Here is a 16,031-nt window from a genome sequence, read left to right on the forward strand (position 1 = left end):
CATATCGGCAAGGTCAGGTGGATGCCCGAAACATCGCAGAAGACATATGTTCTGGACACCCATCGGCTGAGGGACCCGGAACAGACCCTTGCGATCGTCCGGCCTCATCTCAAACGAATGGGCATCACCCGCATCGCCAACCTGACAGGGCTGGACAGGATCGGTCTGCCGACAGTGATGGTGACGCGTCCCAATTCCCGATCCGTCGCGGTGTCGTTGGGCAAGGGCCTGTCTCAGCGCGCGGCGGAAGCGTCCGGCGTGATGGAGGCCATTGAATCCTGGCATGCCGAACGGATCGAATTGCCCCTGCGGCTGACCAGCCATGCCGATCTTGTGCATGAGGCGCATGTCGCCGATGTCTCGGCACTGCCCAAGGTCACTGGCGGGCGCTTTGACCCGTTTCGCAGCATGCTGTGGGTAGAGGGGCGTGACCTGGTCGCCGACCAGCCCTGCTGGGTTCCGTATGAGATGGTCGACACCGACTACACTGTTTCACATGGTGCAGGGCAAGGGGCCTTTCCGCGTACAACCAATGGGCTGGCCTCGGGCAACAACGGCACCGAAGCAAGCTGCCATGCCATCTGTGAGCTGATCGAACGGGACGCGACCACACTCTGGCATCACCGCCCTGTGCCGGCGCGTGTCGATCCTGACAGCGTCGACGATCCGCGCTGCCGACAGGCGATGGATCTGATCACAGCCGCAGGGCTTGAGATGGGGATATGGGACACAACGTCAGATATCGGGATTGCCTGTTTCCGCTGCATGATCTGCGAGGCGGGGGACACGCCCGGCCATATCGGTATCGGCGATGGCTGCCACCCGGACCGGTCGATTGCCTTGCTGCGGGCGCTGACCGAGGCCGCGCAGACGCGGCTGACCTATATTTCGGGCGCTCGAGACGATCTTGATCCGGCAGAGTTCACGAACACCGCGCAGGCGGACCGGTGTGCTTATGTTCGGCGCGTGATCAGCGCTGCAACGGCCTCTGTCGAATTTTCAGCCTGCCCTACACATGTCACCGGTTCGTTTGACGAAGACCTCGGCCTTTTGTTGGACGGTTTGGCCGGCGCCGGGATCGATCAGGTGATCACAGTCGATCTGTCCCGTCCCGAATTTGACATTGCGGTGATCCGGGCAGTCATTCCGGGGCTGGAGGCGCCGCATGATGATCCGGACTACGTCGCGGGAGAGCGGGCAAAACATGTCGGAGATGCAGCGGCATGAAGCCTGTTGTATTCGTTGGACCTACCCTGCCCGCCGAGGACGTCGCCCGGTATCTGGACGCGACCATATTGCCGCCCGTGCAACAGGGCGACGTATACCGCGCTGTTCGCGGCAGACCGAGTGCAATCGGAATTATTGACGGCTTCTTTGAAGGTGTTCCGTCGGTCTGGCACAAGGAAATCCTTTGGGCGATCGAACAGGGTGTTCCCGTATACGGCAGCGCCAGCATGGGGGCGCTGCGGGCCGCCGAATTGGCCGATTTCGGAATGATCGGCGTCGGGCGCATTTATCAGGACTACCTGAGCCGCGTGCTGCAGGACGATGACGAGGTCGCCGTGCTGCACAGCCCTGCCGAGCTTGGGTTTCAGCCGCTCAGCGAACCCATGGTCTCGTTCCGCGCCACGGCGGAACGGGCCGTCGACGCAGGCGTACTGACGCCGGACGCCGCAGCGGAGATGTTGCGGGTCGCGAAGGCATTACATTATCGCGACCGGACGTGGGACACTGTATGCGATACGCTGGCCGGATGTCCTGGCGCATCGGATTTCAAAAGCTGGCTTGCCGACGGCCGGGTCGACGCCAAGGCTGACGACGCGCGGGAAATGCTGATGCAGATGGCGCAGCAGGACGTACCCGAACGGATCAACGGCACTCCGGTCCGGGTCGAACCCACGCTGGCCTGGCGCGAATTGCGTGCCCGCGTCGACAACGAAGCTGCGGCGGCATCGACCAGCGAGCGACGCACCATTGATGAATTGAGACTGGACCCGGAACGATACGCACAGTTTCAGGAGCGCGCCCTGCTCCAACTGCTCGCGGCCGAAGAAGCAATACGGCAGAAACGCGAACCGGACCGTGACGCTTTGCTTGCGCAAATGTCCAGCCACCGAGCCAGCGCCAGACTACATCGACACACCGATCTGATGAGATGGCTGGACGAAAATGACCTGAACCCGCAGGAATACGAGGCATTGCTCGCCATTCGGTCCCGTGTCCAGGCTGCCTTGTCCGCCCGGGCACAGTCACTGGACACTCCATTACTGGCCGAACTTCGGCAAAGCGGTGGATATACCGCGTTACGTGACCGAGCCGCCCGCAAGGCAGAGGTGATCGCTGATCTCAATTTGCCAACAGGAAGAGAGGCGTCGCTGGACCGTTTACAGGTGTTGCTTTGGTATTTTGAAACACGACTTGACCAACCGGTCCCGGATGATCTTGAATCATACGCAGTTTCTCTCGGCCTGGCCGGGCGCGATGCATTTTACGAATTGATCGAAGCTGAGTTCTTGTTTTGCCAGACGGATGGCGACCCCACCGGACCCTGATCCTTGCAACCTCCAAGGTCGGTTCTGGTCCAAATGCGGGAGGGTAAATTGGTAAACTGGCCCGAAGACACAGAAGGCGAGACGGCTGGAACGCGGTTCCTGCTGTATCCGCAATCCCCCTATCTGGAACCGGGCACCAAGCCCGAACTGGTCGAAATCTCGGCCCCTCAGGGAACGATCGGGGCCGGGCCATCCGGGCCGCGTATGTACGCGATGAACCCGGTGGGAAAGACGACACCCTACGGGGCAATGATCGAGGGGGACGACGGTCCCGAGATGTACTTGCCGGCCTGGGACGGTTACATCCAGCCGCCACCCGAGCCTGACGAGTACGGCAATTTCATCCATATCGATCCCGACGACCCGGCCTTCGAGGCCGCGCATTTGTTCGGGGCGGCCCATTTCACAATGGATGTGTGGGAGGGGTATTTCGGACATCCCATCCCCTGGCATTTCGAAGATGATTTCGAGCGCCTGGAACTGTCACTGCTGCCCAGCCTCGATAACGCCCATATCGGCTGGGGGTTTCTGGAAACCGGCGGCACATGGGAGCATGGCGACGAATATCGCCCCTACAGCCTGAATTTCGACGTGGTCGCGCATGAGATCGGTCACGCCATAATCTACAGCATCATAGGGCTGCCGTCAGAGGACGATGCAACTGGCGAATATTACGGGTTCCATGAATCGGCCGCCGACATGGTGGCACTGCTGGCCTCGCTGCATTTCGGTTCGGTCGTGGACGAGCTGCTGAAGAACACCCGAGGCAATCTCTATACCTATAATCGCCTGAGCCGGTTTGCCGAACTGTCCCAGAACGCGCAGATTCGGATCGCCGCAAACGATCGTACCTTGTCAGAATTCTCGCATGGATGGTCCAGCGAACACGCGCTTTCGGAACCCCTGACCGGAGCGATGTTCGATATTCTGGTCGATATCTATCACGAAAGACTGGTGGCGCATGACGTGATCAACCCCGAGATGGAGGACCTGTCGGACGAATTGGAGGGAACTCCGGAATACAACGAGATCATGCAGGATTTGTTCGACACTCATTATGAGGCCGACCCCGAAGGGTTCCGCGTCGCGCTGGTCGAGGCACGGGATTTGCTGGGCTCATATCTTGCCGACGCCTGGGAGATGCTGGATGCCGACATGCTGAGTTACTTTGGCGTGGAGCGGGCCCTGGTGGTGGTCGATCAGGAAATCACAGGTGGCGCGTTTCGACAGATCATTGAAAGCAACTTCCGAATGCGCGATATCGGGCTGACTCAGCCCGGCCCCCGGTTGACCAAACCGGACGGAACCAGCCACGCATCATCGGTTCGAACGCTTAGGCCGGAATGACAATGACCTAAAGTCTTTGTTTTTATCACCGTTTTATGGCAGGTTACACGCGCGGAGTGATATTTCGAGATGAGGCGCACGAATAATGCGCTGAGAAGGATGGATGGCGTCAGTGACGTCATCGTTCTTTTTGATAGGGAGAAAAAGATATGTCTGAGTCCTTACTCAGTTTTTCCGAAGTATTATTGTTTGGACGAGAGTTAAGCGATCTTAAACTGAAACAGAAATCGGTCCGGCTGGCGCTTGAGATTGCCGGGGCCCTTCCGGCCCAGGTCGATGTGATCGATGGCGTGAAAGTCAGAGTTGACGACAAGATACTGGTTCAGAGCGATGATACCCCAAATCAGATATCAGGCATCTATAAGGTTGCAGAAGTCGGCGGCAATCTGACGCTCGTTAAACGCAGAAAAGTGCAGCGCGGAACTTTTGTCTATGTTCGCAGAGGCCGAGTATTCAAGCATACCTTCTGGGAGCAGACCGCAGACAGTCACAAAAACCAGTTGTTCATTGAACAGGATGATCGCAGAAGGGGTCGCGGCGTCAATAATTTCATCGGGGACCAGTTCGGAGGCGATGCCCGGCTGGCCCGGATTTATGGCTTCGCATACGACGGGACCTACTACGAACTGCCGGAACCCACGGTTTTCCTGGTTCATGGCGATGGCGAAAGCGCCACCGGGGGCAACCTGCCACGAGGCTTCAGTCTCGAGAATGCCGGTGGTCCGGATACGACCCGGCAAACAGCCCGTGCGCCCCTCGACCCATCGGTTTCGGGTGTGGCAGCGGCAGATTACCAGATGGCCAACGACATCCGCGTCTGGAATTACGATCAGGCCGATTATACGATCCGCATGGACATCACGGCCGGTCAGCTCGAGCAGGTCCTGCTCGACATCTATTTCGAATATGACGCTCCGATGATGAGTGGCGCAAAGGTCAGTGGCGCAAAGGTCAGCGGCGCAAAGGTCAGTGGCGCGAAAGTCAGTGGCGCAAAGGTCAGTGGTGCCAAGGTCAGCGGCGCGAAAGTCAGTGGCGCGAAAGCGCGCGGCGAATAAGACCGGCTATGCCAGAAAACGGGCGCGTGAAAAACGCGCCCTTTTTTTGTTTTCAGAACCCCGCTTTTCGAAGACCTTCCACAAAGTGCTGTGTGTCATCTTCAAGCCGGTCCGGCTGAACCTTTGACCATCGGTAGAGCGAAAAATTGGGATGCGCGAGCCGGTGCTGATCCGCAATGTGGCGCGCCATTTCCATGTTGCCCATCTGTGCATAACTGGCTGCAAGAATCCGCTGACCCTCGGTGGGGTTGTTCATCTTGTTCACCGACTCGATCACGTCTTCGTAGCGTTTCAAATTGTAATACGCACCGCCCAGGTGCCACAGGTATTGGTCGGGGAAATAGGGGTTCAGACGCATGGCCTGCTGCAAATGATTTATCGCCGCCTCGTTATCGCCGGAATGGGCCAGTGCATCGGCGTAATCGGAATGCATATCCGCATCATTGGGATTCAGCGCCAGCGCCCTTCGATATGACTGGATCGCCGCGTCATGTTCCTTGCGATAGAGCTGCACGAAGCCGAGTTCACCGAATCCACGGGCATCGGTCGGATCCAGATCGATGGCGCGTTGCGCCAACCCCAAAGCCTTGTCCAGCGCGCTTCCCGGGTCCTCGGTCCACGAATAGCGCCAATCTATGTTCAAGGTCCGCGACAACGCAGCAGCGGCACGGGCGTAACCCCCATCCCGCTGCAGGGCGGATTCATAGAAATTCTGCGCCTTTCGATTGTCGTTACGGGTGTACTTGAAAATATGATGCTGCCCCTGCAGAACCGATCCATAAGCCTCGAGATCTGAAGGAACGGCCTGAACCGTTCGTTGTTTTTCATGAGATTCGATCATCACAGCCATGGCGGCGACGATGCATTCGGTGACTTCATCCAGAATGTCGAAAATATCGTCGATCTTGCGATCGAAACGTTCCGCCCAGATGGTGCGCTCGGACTGTGCATCGATCAGTTCGGCCGTGATCCGGATACGGCTGGACGACCGGCGCACGCTGCCGCGGGCGACATAGCGAACGTTCAACCGCTTCGCCGCCTCCTGCGGTGGCATGGACTGCGCCTTGAAAAAGAACGACGAGTTCCGCGCGATGATAAAGAGATTGCGGAACTTGGACAGGTTCATGATGATGTCGTCCGTCAGACCTTCGGCGATCCAATTGTCCGCCTCATCCTGTCCGGCGATGGAAAAGGGCAGAACCGCGACGGATGGCGTATCTGGGCGTTGCAGCAAAAGATCCGGCTGCGGGTCCGTCCGCATCGTTGCGGCCATTGTTGCTCCTTCAACCTCGCTGCGGACACAATAGGTGGGCACCGGCGATATGATGTTCTTGAGTTGCTTGGGACCCAGATACTCATACCCGTAGCGCAAGCGGTTGCGGATCTGGTCATAGACGGCCGAGCTGACATAGACCCGCTCGGGATCCGCAATTTCCTGAAGCCGCGCAGCGATATTGACATTGTCACCATGAATACCGCGCTCATCGATCAGCACCTCGCCGAGATGAACTCCGGCTCTGAACCTGATCGGCTCGGCGTAGGGGCGCGTTTTGTTGTATTTGGCAGCAACCCGATGCAACTCAATCGTGAATTCGACGGCGCTGGTCGCGGTTTCGAACAGGGCCAGAATACCGTCGCCCCGCACCTCGACCACGTCCCCCGAATACGTCGCGCAAACGGCCTCCAAATGCGAAATTATCGATTTCAACGCGTTATACGTGTCCATCTCGTTTTCGCTCATCAAACGGGAATAGCCAACGACGTCGGCAAACATCACCGCGCCAAGCTTCTGTTTGATGGGTCTTTCCGTACTGGAACTGTTCACTGGTAATACTCGATCAAGTCCTATCGCCGGTTCTGACGGATTACGTATAATTGATTTCGCCGCGGAATGCGGTCGAATTTTTGTGACATTTCAGGTGCCTCCGGTATCTTCTGGCGGCCAGGACCAACTGGCGGAGTTGTTGGAACCAAAGGTGACGACCGTCTCGGACCCCAATTCCCGCGCCAGGGACTGGCGATGTTCCATCCAGTCCTGCTGCAAAAGGCCAACCACGACGATGTCATGAAACCGTCCGTCCGCAAACCAGGCCTGACGCATCGTGCCCTCGTCCTGAAAACCCAGAGAGCGCACGACATCCCGGCTGCGCCGGTTGTCGGAGCGACAATACGAGGTGACGCGGTTCAGACCAAGCTGTCGAAACGCAAAATCCACAAGCAGAGCTGAGGCCCTGATGCCCGCACCGCTACCGCGCACGGGTTTATCGATGAAAAGGGCAATAACCGCGTCGCGATTGACGTTCGAGATCGCCTCAAGCCCGATCATGCCCTGCGACTCGCCGCTGTGCGTCTCGACGACGAACCAGCATTTGTTGCTGTCTTCGGATGTGCTGACGACATCTTCCCACATGTTTTCGGTTTGCGGTTGATTGAGGGGAATGCGGCAGGTCCGGTCAAACAGCGCCAGATCCTCGACATCCTGGAACCAGCGCTGAACATCCGCCAGATCCGCCTTTTCCAAAGGGCGCAATCTGAACAGCCTTTTCGAAGTTTCGGTCAAAATAAATGACCTCCAAAATGAATGCACAAATCTATTCGGGGGATACTAGCACGAAATGGCGCTAAACAAGAAAGTAGTATTTCACACAGTGCCCTGCAGGGAGTTTTTCCGCTGGCGGGGTGTTGTCCCAAGCGGCCGCTGGGCGCACAAGCCGCGTCATCGCCAGAGCGCAGGATGGCGTTCCTCGGAATGTGGTGGGCAACTTATGCTGGCCGAGTCCGTGTGTCGTTGAAACATTACGCCCGGAGACAAATCGCCAGCCCGTGCGGGCGGTGTCGTCCATTGGGCTTGAACCAATGGCGCCGCAATGAACGACCGATGGCGCGGCGGCCTATCGGCCTTTGCTCCGCGCACTGAGCGACAACTGTTTCCCGCGACTGGCACTTCGCTTCTCCTTGCGGTACTTTTGTCGGTCACAAAAAGTCAAAATTCTATGCCAGATTCCAAAAAGACTCCAACCGAGTACATCCAACCTTAATGAGTTCATAAAGTTAGTCGCTGAGACAGTCGCGTTAGATCGGAGCATTTCCTTGTCACTGCCCGCGTCGCCGAGCTGATTTACAAGATTGTTGGCATACAGCAAGAATTCTGAAGCCCGCAATTCAGTGCGGCGCGAAAAATATAAGACACCTTTTGGCATCTCACTTTTCACAGTTCTCAGAGCGCTCTCAATCTCGGGTGCGCGCTCGGACCCTGTAACAGCAAAAAAATGTGACATGGCATCGGCGATTACAACAGAACTTTTGACCCGAGCGTCTGCCACAGCTTTGTTTCGTTCGAGCCATCCACGCAAGAGGTACGCAATAGCACCGATCAGAGCGGCAACTATTAAACTGTTGTCAAGCAACTGAGTTACTAGACTCGGTTCCTCGCTCAACGCGACAAACCACCATGCAGGTTCGGCATATCCAGCGCCGCAAACCCGTAATGCCGCAGCCAGCGCAGGTCAGAATCAAAAAACGCCCGCAAATCCGGGATGCCGTATTTCAGCATCGCCAGACGGTCGATCCCGATCCCGAAGGCAAAGCCCTGATAGACATCCGGATCAATCCCTCCGGCGGCGATCACCTTGGGGTGGACCATGCCGGAGCCCAGAATCTCCATCCAGTCGTCGCCCTCGCCGATCTTCAGCTGACCGTTATCCCAGGAACAGCGGATATCGACCTCGGCCGACGGCTCGGTGAAGGGGAAGTGCGAGGCGCGGAAGCGCAGTTCGACATCGTCGACCTCGAAAAACGCTTTCACGAACTCTTCCAGAACCCATTTCAGGTTCGCCATCGAGATGTCTTTATCGATGGCCAGCCCCTCGACCTGATGGAACATCGGCGTGTGGGTCTGGTCATAGTCGGCGCGGTAGACGCCGCCCGGACAGATCACGCGGATCGGCGCGCCCTGTTTCTCCATCGAGCGGATCTGAACTGGCGACGTATGGGTGCGCAGCACGTGCGGCGGGCGATTGTCGCCCTCGGCGCGGTGCATGTAGAACGTGTCCATCTCGGCCCGCGCGGGGTGGTGGCCGGGGATGTTCAGGGCGTCGAAATTGTGCCAGTCGGTTTCAATCCGCGGCCCTTCGGCAACGGAGAAGCCCAGTTCGGCAAAGATCGCGGTCAGTTCCTCGGTCGCCTGGCTGACAGGATGGATCGAGCCCTGACGACGCGCTCGGGTCGGCAAGGTGACGTCCAGCCACTCGGTGCGCAGACGCTCATCCAGCGCGGCATCGGCAAGGGCTGCTTTCTTGGCAGTCAGGGCCGAGTTGATCTCGTCCTTCAGGGCATTCAGCGCGGGACCTGCGACCTGGCGCTCTTCGGGCGTCATCTTGCCCAGCTCGCGCATTTTCAACGCGACCTCGCCCTTTTTGCCGACAGCCGCAACGCGGATCGCCTCAAGCGCGTTTTCATCGCCGGCTTGCGCGATCTGCCCCAGGTATTTTGACTTTAGATCGTCCATGACGCTTTCCGAACTGGCCCCTGAATTTGGTCCAGAACCTGCTATCGGCCTATCCTTGCGAATGCAAGCCGGACGGCGCGGATCAATAGCTGTATTCGGGGTAAATCCGGGTCAGATCCCCGTTCCAGTCGCCATTGAAATGATCCATCAGCTCGTCCGCCGGAACCTTGCCGGATTCGATACTGTCCTTGAGCGCGTTCAGGAAATGCGTTTCGTCCGGCACCAGTCCGCCCGCGCCCGGACGCGCCCGCGATTTCAGCCCCGCTTCGGCAATCGAGACCACTTCCCGTGCCAGATCGTGCATGTTGATCCCACCAACCTGCGCCTGCAGCCCATCCCTGGCAGCGCCAACGCGCAGCGCCTCGCGCGTGTCGGCATCCCAGCCTTTGACCAGATCCCAGGCGGCGTCCAGCGCGCCCTGATCGTAGGTCAGGCCAACCCAGAAGGCCGGCAGCGCACAAAGGCGGCGCCACGGACCGCCGTCGGCACCGCGCATTTCCATGAATTTCTTGATCCGCGCCTCGGGGAACGCGGTCGTCAGATGGTCGGCCCAGTCGCTAAGTGTGGGTGTTTCGCCCGGCAGGGTGGGCAATTTGCCTTGTAGAAAGTCCCGGAAGGACATGCCCAGCGCATCGATGTATTTGCCGTCGCGGTAGACAAAATACATTGGCACATCCAAGGCGTATTCGACCCAGCGTTCGAACCCGAATCCGTCCTCGAACACGAAGGGCAACATGCCGGTGCGTGCGTCATCCAGATGCCGCCAGATATAACTGCGCCAGCTTTTCTGGCCGTTGGGCTTGCCCTCGAAAAACGGCGAGTTCGCGAACAACGCGGTCGCCACCGGCTGCAGCGCCAGCGCCACGCGCAGTTTCTGCACCATATCGGCCTCGGACCCGAAATCGATATTGACCTGAACCGTGCAGGTCCGGCGCATCATCGCGCGCCCCATGGTGCCAACCTGCTCCATGTAGTCATTCATCAGCTGATAGCGCCCCTTGGGCATCAGCGGCATCTGATCATGCGTCCAGATCGGCGCGGCGCCCAGGCCGATGAAACCCACGCCGATCTTGTCCGAGATGTCCTTCACGTCGCGCAGATGCGCGTTCACCTCGTCGCACGTTTCGTGAATGGTTTCCAACGGTGCGCCCGACAGTTCCAGCTGACCGCCGGGCTCCAGCGACACATTGGCGCCGTCTTTTTGCAGACCGATCAATTTGCCGTTTTCTTCCAGCGGCTCCCAGCCATGCAGATCCCGCAGACCCCGAAGCACGGCCAGAATCGAGCGTTCGCCTTCATACGGCAGCGGCTTCAGCGTGTCCCGGCAATACCCGAATTTCTCGTGCTCGGTGCCGATGCGCCAATCCTGTTTGGGCTTGCAGCCCGATTCCAGGTATTCGGCCAGTTGTTCGTGGCGTTCGATCGGTCCGCCGCCGGACTGGGGGATGGACATGAAGCGTGCTCCGATCCTGATGTGTCTTTCTTGAAGGCCAGTCGTGGTCGCAAACCGCCCCGGTGTCAATGCAGCGTCAATGCAGGCGGATATGGGCCGGGCGCATCGGGCGACGTTCCCAAATGACAACGGGATGTGTCGCCCCGCCGTTCAGTTCCGACAACATCTGCTCGGTTTTCAGCCCCGGCAGGGCCGAGAACACGTCGAACAGAGCCTCGGCCCCCTCCGCATTCACGGGAATGTGAAGCGTGGGTTGCCCCGGCTGATCCAGAATCCAATGCGCCGGAGACGACGTCGGGTCCAGCGCCAGCCGCTCCATTTCCCGCGCAGCGACGATGCCACCATCCAGCGGGCCGAGATAGGTGATCTGCCCTTCGTCGATCGTTACGACGCCGGGCCCACCAACACCCAGACGAAAGCGGGCGCGCTGCACCCCGATAACAGCCAAGGCGGCCGAGACGACAACCAGCACCCATCCCAACCAGCCCAACAATCCGCCGGGGCCACTGATCCAGCTTACGCCCAACAGCAGAACAAATCCTGCTGCCAACACCTCGCGCCATCGCCACAGGGCAAGTTTGGCTTCGGGTCGGATGAAACTCATGCAACGTCCTCCGGGTCTGTGAACAGGATCAGTGAATACTGGCCTGCGGGCTTGAACCCGATAGCAATATAGGCACGCGCCGCAACATCGGAAGCGGCAAACAGGACCGCGCGGGAAACGCCGGCATTCCGCGCCTCGGTCAGATGCAGAGCTACAGCCAGACGGGCATAGCCCCGCCCCCGCAACTCGGGCGGTGTATAGACACCACCTATCTGAACCACATCTGGCAGGCGCGCGTTGAATCCGGTCATAGCCACCGGTTGCCCGTCGATAAGCAGAACCCTGTGAGAATCCCGTGCCGTGTAAGCCAAAATGTCCTCACCGGCCTGTTTCTGCGCCCGTTCACGTTCGAAGTCCATCGCTTCGATCAGGTAATCCCGCCGCCACCCCTCGGTGATGATATGGTCCAGAGCACCCAAGGGCACGAGTTCCGCGCCGGTCGCATCAGGTAGAACAAGCCTATTCAGGTCGAGCGAGAAGCCGGGTTCGTCACTGTTCAGCGTCGCGGGCCTGTCTTCCCAACCGGCAAGCCGCATGATCCGCCGGGCCTGCGTCGCTTCGGCGGCAATTCCGAACAGTTTGCGGCCACGGACCAAGCGAATTGCGTCCCGAAGGTCTTCATCCGAACAGTCGGGGCATTGGGGCAGGATCATGCCCTCATTGGTGACTGCAAACACCGCCCGCGGCGTGTCCCCAAGCTGCCAAATCAGAACTGCCCGCGGATCGGACCCGTTCAGCCCGAAATCCCGCAGATTTGCCAATAAGAACATCGAACTTTGCACATGGCGATACAGAAACGTCTCGATTTCGGGCACATCCCGAGCTCGCGCGGCGCGCCACATCACGCCCAGTCCCCAAGTGCCTGCTGCCACATGGTCATCGCAGCGACTGCAGCAGTATCGGCGCGCAATATGCGCGGCCCCAGACTGACAACATGGGCATAAGGCAAACCCGTCAGCCGCTTGCGTTCACGCTCGGAAAACCCACCCTCGGGACCGATGAGGATGGCCCAGGGAAGGGTTCCCTCATTCTCGGCAAGGCGCAGAGCGGACCCAACCTCTGCCTCATCGCAGAACATCAACTGACGATCTTCGGGCCAGCTGTCCAGAAACCGGTCGAGCCTTTGCAGTTCAGATACCTCGGGCACAAATGTCCCGCCGCATTGCTCGGCGGCCTCGACCGCGTGGGCCTGAAGGCGGTCCTGGCGGATACGCTCGGAATTGGTGAATTCCGTTTGCACCGGAACGATCCGCGCCGCGCCCATTTCCGCTGCTTTTTCAACGATGAAGTCGGTGCGCGCCTTTTTGATGGGCGCGAACAGAAGCCACAGATCGGGTGGCAACTGCAGCGGTTTGGTCTGCTCAACACATGTCAACGCGCCACCGCGTTTGCCTGCCTCGGCGACCTCGGCCAGCCACTCTCCATCCTGCCCGTTAAACAGGGCAACATGGCCGCCAACGGTCAGACGCATGACGCCGAACAGGTAGTGCGCCTGATCGCGCGTCAAAGGAACCGATTGCCCCGGACCCAAAGGGTGCTCTACATACAGTCTGATTTTTGCACTCATGAGACCTTACATATGCAAGGCAATGTCCCAACACCAGACGGTCAGGTCGCCGATGCAGTCACCGGCAACTGGGTCGATACCCGAGCCCCTGCGTTCGCCCGCCCGTATCTGAGGTTGTCACGGGCAGATCGACCGATCGGCACATGGCTGCTGTTGATTCCCTGTTGGTGGGGTCTGGCTCTGGCGATCCTCAGCGACGGTAACCCACGATGGGGCGATCTGTGGATTGCGGTCGGATGCGCTTTCGGCGCCTTTCTGATGCGCGGCGCGGGTTGCACATGGAATGACATCACGGACCGCAAGTTCGACGCGCAGGTCGAGCGCACCCGGTCCCGCCCGATTCCATCCGGTCAGGTCAGCGTGCGGCAAGCGGCGATCTGGATGGCTCTGCAATGTCTGCTGGCGCTGGCGATTCTGCTGACGTTCAATCGGGCCGCCATCGCAATGGGCGTGCTGTCGTTGCTGCCTGTGACGATTTATCCCTATGCAAAGCGTTTTACCTGGTGGCCGCAGGTCTTTCTGGGTCTGGCGTTCAACTGGGGCGCTTTGCTGGCCTGGACGGCCCACAGCGGCACCGTTGGCTGGCCCGCGATCACGCTGTATCTGTCGGGCATCGCGTGGACGCTGTTCTATGACACCATCTATGCGCATCAGGACGCGGAAGACGACGAATTGATTGGCATCAAGTCGACGGCCCGCCTGTTCGGCACCGATACCGCCCGATGGTTAAAGTACTTTCTGATCGCCACGGTTGGTCTGATGGGGCTGGCCATAATAGATGCTGCCATCCCGCAGGCATCCGTTCTGGCCCTGGTCGTCGCGCTGGCGGGACCGTGGGCCATGGGGTGGCACATGGCGTGGCAACTGCGGGGGCTGGACACCGAGGACAATGCCAAACTGCTGCAGCTGTTCCGCGCAAACCGCGACACCGGCCTTATTCCGCTGATCTTCCTCTGCGTCGCGCTGCTGCTCTGATTGCACCTTCCTCACGCGCCCGTTATGAGTTCGGGGCCAATCGCCAGAGGAGTTTCAAGCTCACCCATGCGTCTGCCGTTTCCCATTGCCGTTGCCGTGATTTTTGTGGTGTCCGCCGTGCTGTCTTTGGTAGGGGCGGGGTTTGCGGTCACAAAAATCGAAGAGGCATCGGAGCTGGCAGTTCGCCGGGCATTGAACCTGAACGGGCATGATTGGGCCGAAGTGCAGTCCGACGGATTGAGAGTTGTTCTGACCGGCACCGCGCCCGACGAAGCGACCCGTTTCAACGCCCTCACGGCTGCGGGGACCGAGGTCGACACATCCCGGGTGATCGACGAGATGGACGTGGCGCCGACCGCTGATCTGACACCTCCGAAATTCTCGGCCGAAATTCTGCGCAATGACAGTGGTATCTCTGTGATCGGACTGGTTCCGGCGAGCGAGGATCGCGAAGCGCTGATGGACAATCTGCAAGCGCTGGATCAGGGCGTCTCGGTTTCGGACCTTATGGAAAGTGCGGACTACCCCGCGCCAAAGGGGTGGGACGAGGCCATTGCTTATGCCGTCGAGTCGCTGGCCAAACTGCCGCGCGCCAAAATCTCGGCAAGCCCCGGATTGGTCCGGATTACCGCCATAGCCGACAGCCAGCGCGAGAAAGAGCGGCTTGAGCAGGATCTGACCCGCTCTGCGCCTCCGACTCTGCGGATCGGTCTTGCCATTTCAGCCCCGCGCCCGGTGATCACACCGTTCACCCTGCGCTATCTGATCAACGAAGAGGGCGGTCAATTCGACGCCTGTTCCGCGCAGGATGAAAAGGCCCGCGACATCATCGTTGCAGCCGCGCAGAATGCGGGGCTGACCGGTCCGTACACCTGCACCATCGGCTTGGGCGTACCTTCGCCCAACTGGGCCAAAGCAGCAGAACTCAGCATCGGCGCACTGGCCGAGATCGGGCAGGGAAGCGTGACGCTGACGGATGCCGACATCACGCTGGTCGCAGCGCCAGGCACTGCACCAGCGCTGTTCGACCGGGTCGTGGGTGAACTTGAAACCGCACTGCCCGAGGTTTTTGCCCTGCACGCGGTCCTGCCTGAGCCGGAAACCATTGCTCAATCCGGACCCATCGAATTCACTGCAACGCGCAGTCCCGAAGGTCTTGTCCAATTGCGCGGCCGCGTCGGAGACGAAACCCTGCGCGACATGACCGACAGTTTCGCACGCGCGGCCTTCGGCTTCGGGCAGGTGCATACGGCAACCCGGATTGCCCCCGACATGCCGGCAGACTGGCCGGTTCGGGTTTTGGCTGGACTCGAGGCTTTGTCGCATCTCCATCACGGGGCTCTGACCGTTACGCCGGATTCGGTGGAACTGTCAGGCGTCAGCCACAATGAGGACGCGAAGGCGTGGATAGCGGGTCAGTTGTCCGAAAAGCTGGGCGATGCACAGGATTTCACGCTTTCGATCACCTATCAGAAACCACCTGAACCCGAAGACGCGCTGCCCGACCCGGAACTGTGCGAGGCGCAGATCGCCGAAGTTCAGGCGAGCAAAAAGATTGCGTTTGAACCGGGGTCGGCCACTGTTGCGGCGGACTCGCGCGATACCGTCAATCAGATCGCGGATATTCTGCGCGACTGTGGCCCTATACGCCTGGAAATTCAGGGCCATACCGACAGTCAGGGCCGTGAAGAGATGAACCAACAGCTGAGCCAGGCACGGGCGCAATCCATCCTGAACGAGCTGCGCGGACGCCGTATCCCGACCTCGAGCTATACCGCGGTCGGCTATGGCGAAACGCAGCCCATCGCCGACAATGACACCGAGGAAGGCCGCGAGGAAAACCGCCGGATCGAGTTCCGCCTGATCCGGCCGGAACCCGTTCCAAATTCCGAAACCGGGTTGGAGGCCATGGAAGCGACCTCGGGAACTTCGGACGCCACCCCCTCAGATGCGGACGCAGAGGACCAGTAA

The 16,031-nt window shown here is 59.5% G+C and carries 13 protein-coding genes; 6 read left to right on the forward strand and 7 right to left on the reverse strand.

Translation table 11 applies throughout. From position 1 onward, the window contains the following. Positions 1 to 21 precede the first annotated feature (21 nt). From AC2TEL_RS04405 to AC2TEL_RS04420, 4 genes are all read left to right on the forward strand, one after another. Complete coding sequence (locus AC2TEL_RS04405) at positions 22 to 1,227, forward strand: YcaO-like family protein (RefSeq protein WP_480902134.1); 1,206 nt, start codon at positions 22 to 24, stop codon at positions 1,225 to 1,227. Then, a complete protein-coding gene (locus AC2TEL_RS04410) occupies positions 1,224 to 2,552 on the forward strand; it encodes a TfuA-like protein (RefSeq protein ID WP_480902136.1) in 1,329 nt (442 codons plus the stop codon). The genes AC2TEL_RS04405 and AC2TEL_RS04410 overlap by 4 nt, the downstream gene beginning before the upstream one ends. A 48-nt stretch (positions 2,553 to 2,600) precedes the next feature. Next, positions 2,601 to 3,899, forward strand: a complete 1,299-nt coding sequence (locus tag AC2TEL_RS04415; protein ID WP_480902138.1) for a gluzincin family metallopeptidase — start codon at positions 2,601 to 2,603, stop codon at positions 3,897 to 3,899. Positions 3,900 to 4,048: 149 nt separating this feature from the next. After that, positions 4,049 to 4,954 (forward strand): pentapeptide repeat-containing protein, encoded by a 906-nt coding sequence (locus tag AC2TEL_RS04420; RefSeq protein ID WP_480838396.1) that lies wholly within the window; start codon positions 4,049 to 4,051, stop codon positions 4,952 to 4,954. 52 nt (positions 4,955 to 5,006) lie between these two features. Here the strand turns inward: AC2TEL_RS04420 and AC2TEL_RS04425 are convergent, their stop codons facing one another. The 7 genes from AC2TEL_RS04425 to AC2TEL_RS04455 form a co-directional block, all read right to left on the reverse strand. Continuing rightward, a complete protein-coding gene (locus AC2TEL_RS04425) occupies positions 5,007 to 6,779 on the reverse strand; it encodes an adenylate/guanylate cyclase domain-containing protein (RefSeq protein WP_480902140.1) in 1,773 nt (590 codons plus the stop codon). 90 nt (positions 6,780 to 6,869) lie between these two features. Then, the gene (locus tag AC2TEL_RS04430; protein ID WP_480902142.1) at positions 6,870 to 7,484 is read right to left on the reverse strand and encodes a GNAT family N-acetyltransferase; all 615 of its coding nucleotides are present in this window, start codon (positions 7,482 to 7,484) and stop codon (positions 6,870 to 6,872) included. A 903-nt stretch (positions 7,485 to 8,387) separates the two neighbouring features. Next, entirely contained in the window at positions 8,388 to 9,461 is a 1,074-nt protein-coding gene (gene pheS, locus AC2TEL_RS04435; protein WP_480902145.1) for a phenylalanine--tRNA ligase subunit alpha, read from the reverse strand. 82 nt (positions 9,462 to 9,543) lie between these two features. After that, positions 9,544 to 10,914 carry a glutamate--cysteine ligase gene (locus tag AC2TEL_RS04440; RefSeq protein ID WP_480838406.1) on the reverse strand — a complete coding sequence of 457 codons (1,371 nt, stop codon included), beginning with the start codon at positions 10,912 to 10,914 and terminating at the stop codon, positions 9,544 to 9,546. A gap of 76 nt (positions 10,915 to 10,990) precedes the next feature. Beyond that, positions 10,991 to 11,518 carry a hypothetical protein gene (locus AC2TEL_RS04445; protein ID WP_480838407.1) on the reverse strand — a complete coding sequence of 176 codons (528 nt, stop codon included), beginning with the start codon at positions 11,516 to 11,518 and terminating at the stop codon, positions 10,991 to 10,993. After that, a complete protein-coding gene (locus AC2TEL_RS04450; RefSeq protein WP_480902146.1) occupies positions 11,515 to 12,390 on the reverse strand; it encodes a GNAT family N-acetyltransferase in 876 nt (291 codons plus the stop codon). The genes AC2TEL_RS04445 and AC2TEL_RS04450 overlap by 4 nt, the downstream gene beginning before the upstream one ends. Then, positions 12,360 to 13,085, reverse strand: coding sequence for a 16S rRNA (uracil(1498)-N(3))-methyltransferase (locus AC2TEL_RS04455; RefSeq protein WP_480902147.1), 726 nt, complete (start codon positions 13,083 to 13,085; stop codon positions 12,360 to 12,362). The genes AC2TEL_RS04450 and AC2TEL_RS04455 overlap by 31 nt, the downstream gene beginning before the upstream one ends. A gap of 12 nt (positions 13,086 to 13,097) precedes the next feature. On the opposite strand from AC2TEL_RS04455, the gene ubiA reads away from it, so the two are divergent. Both ubiA and AC2TEL_RS04465 read left to right on the forward strand, forming a co-directional pair. Beyond that, entirely contained in the window at positions 13,098 to 14,060 is a 963-nt protein-coding gene (gene ubiA, locus AC2TEL_RS04460) for a 4-hydroxybenzoate octaprenyltransferase (RefSeq protein ID WP_480902150.1), read from the forward strand. A 66-nt stretch (positions 14,061 to 14,126) separates the two neighbouring features. Then, entirely contained in the window at positions 14,127 to 16,031 is a 1,905-nt protein-coding gene (locus AC2TEL_RS04465; protein ID WP_480902152.1) for an OmpA family protein, read from the forward strand.

The organism is Ruegeria sp. HKCCD9138 (assembly GCF_057220975.1).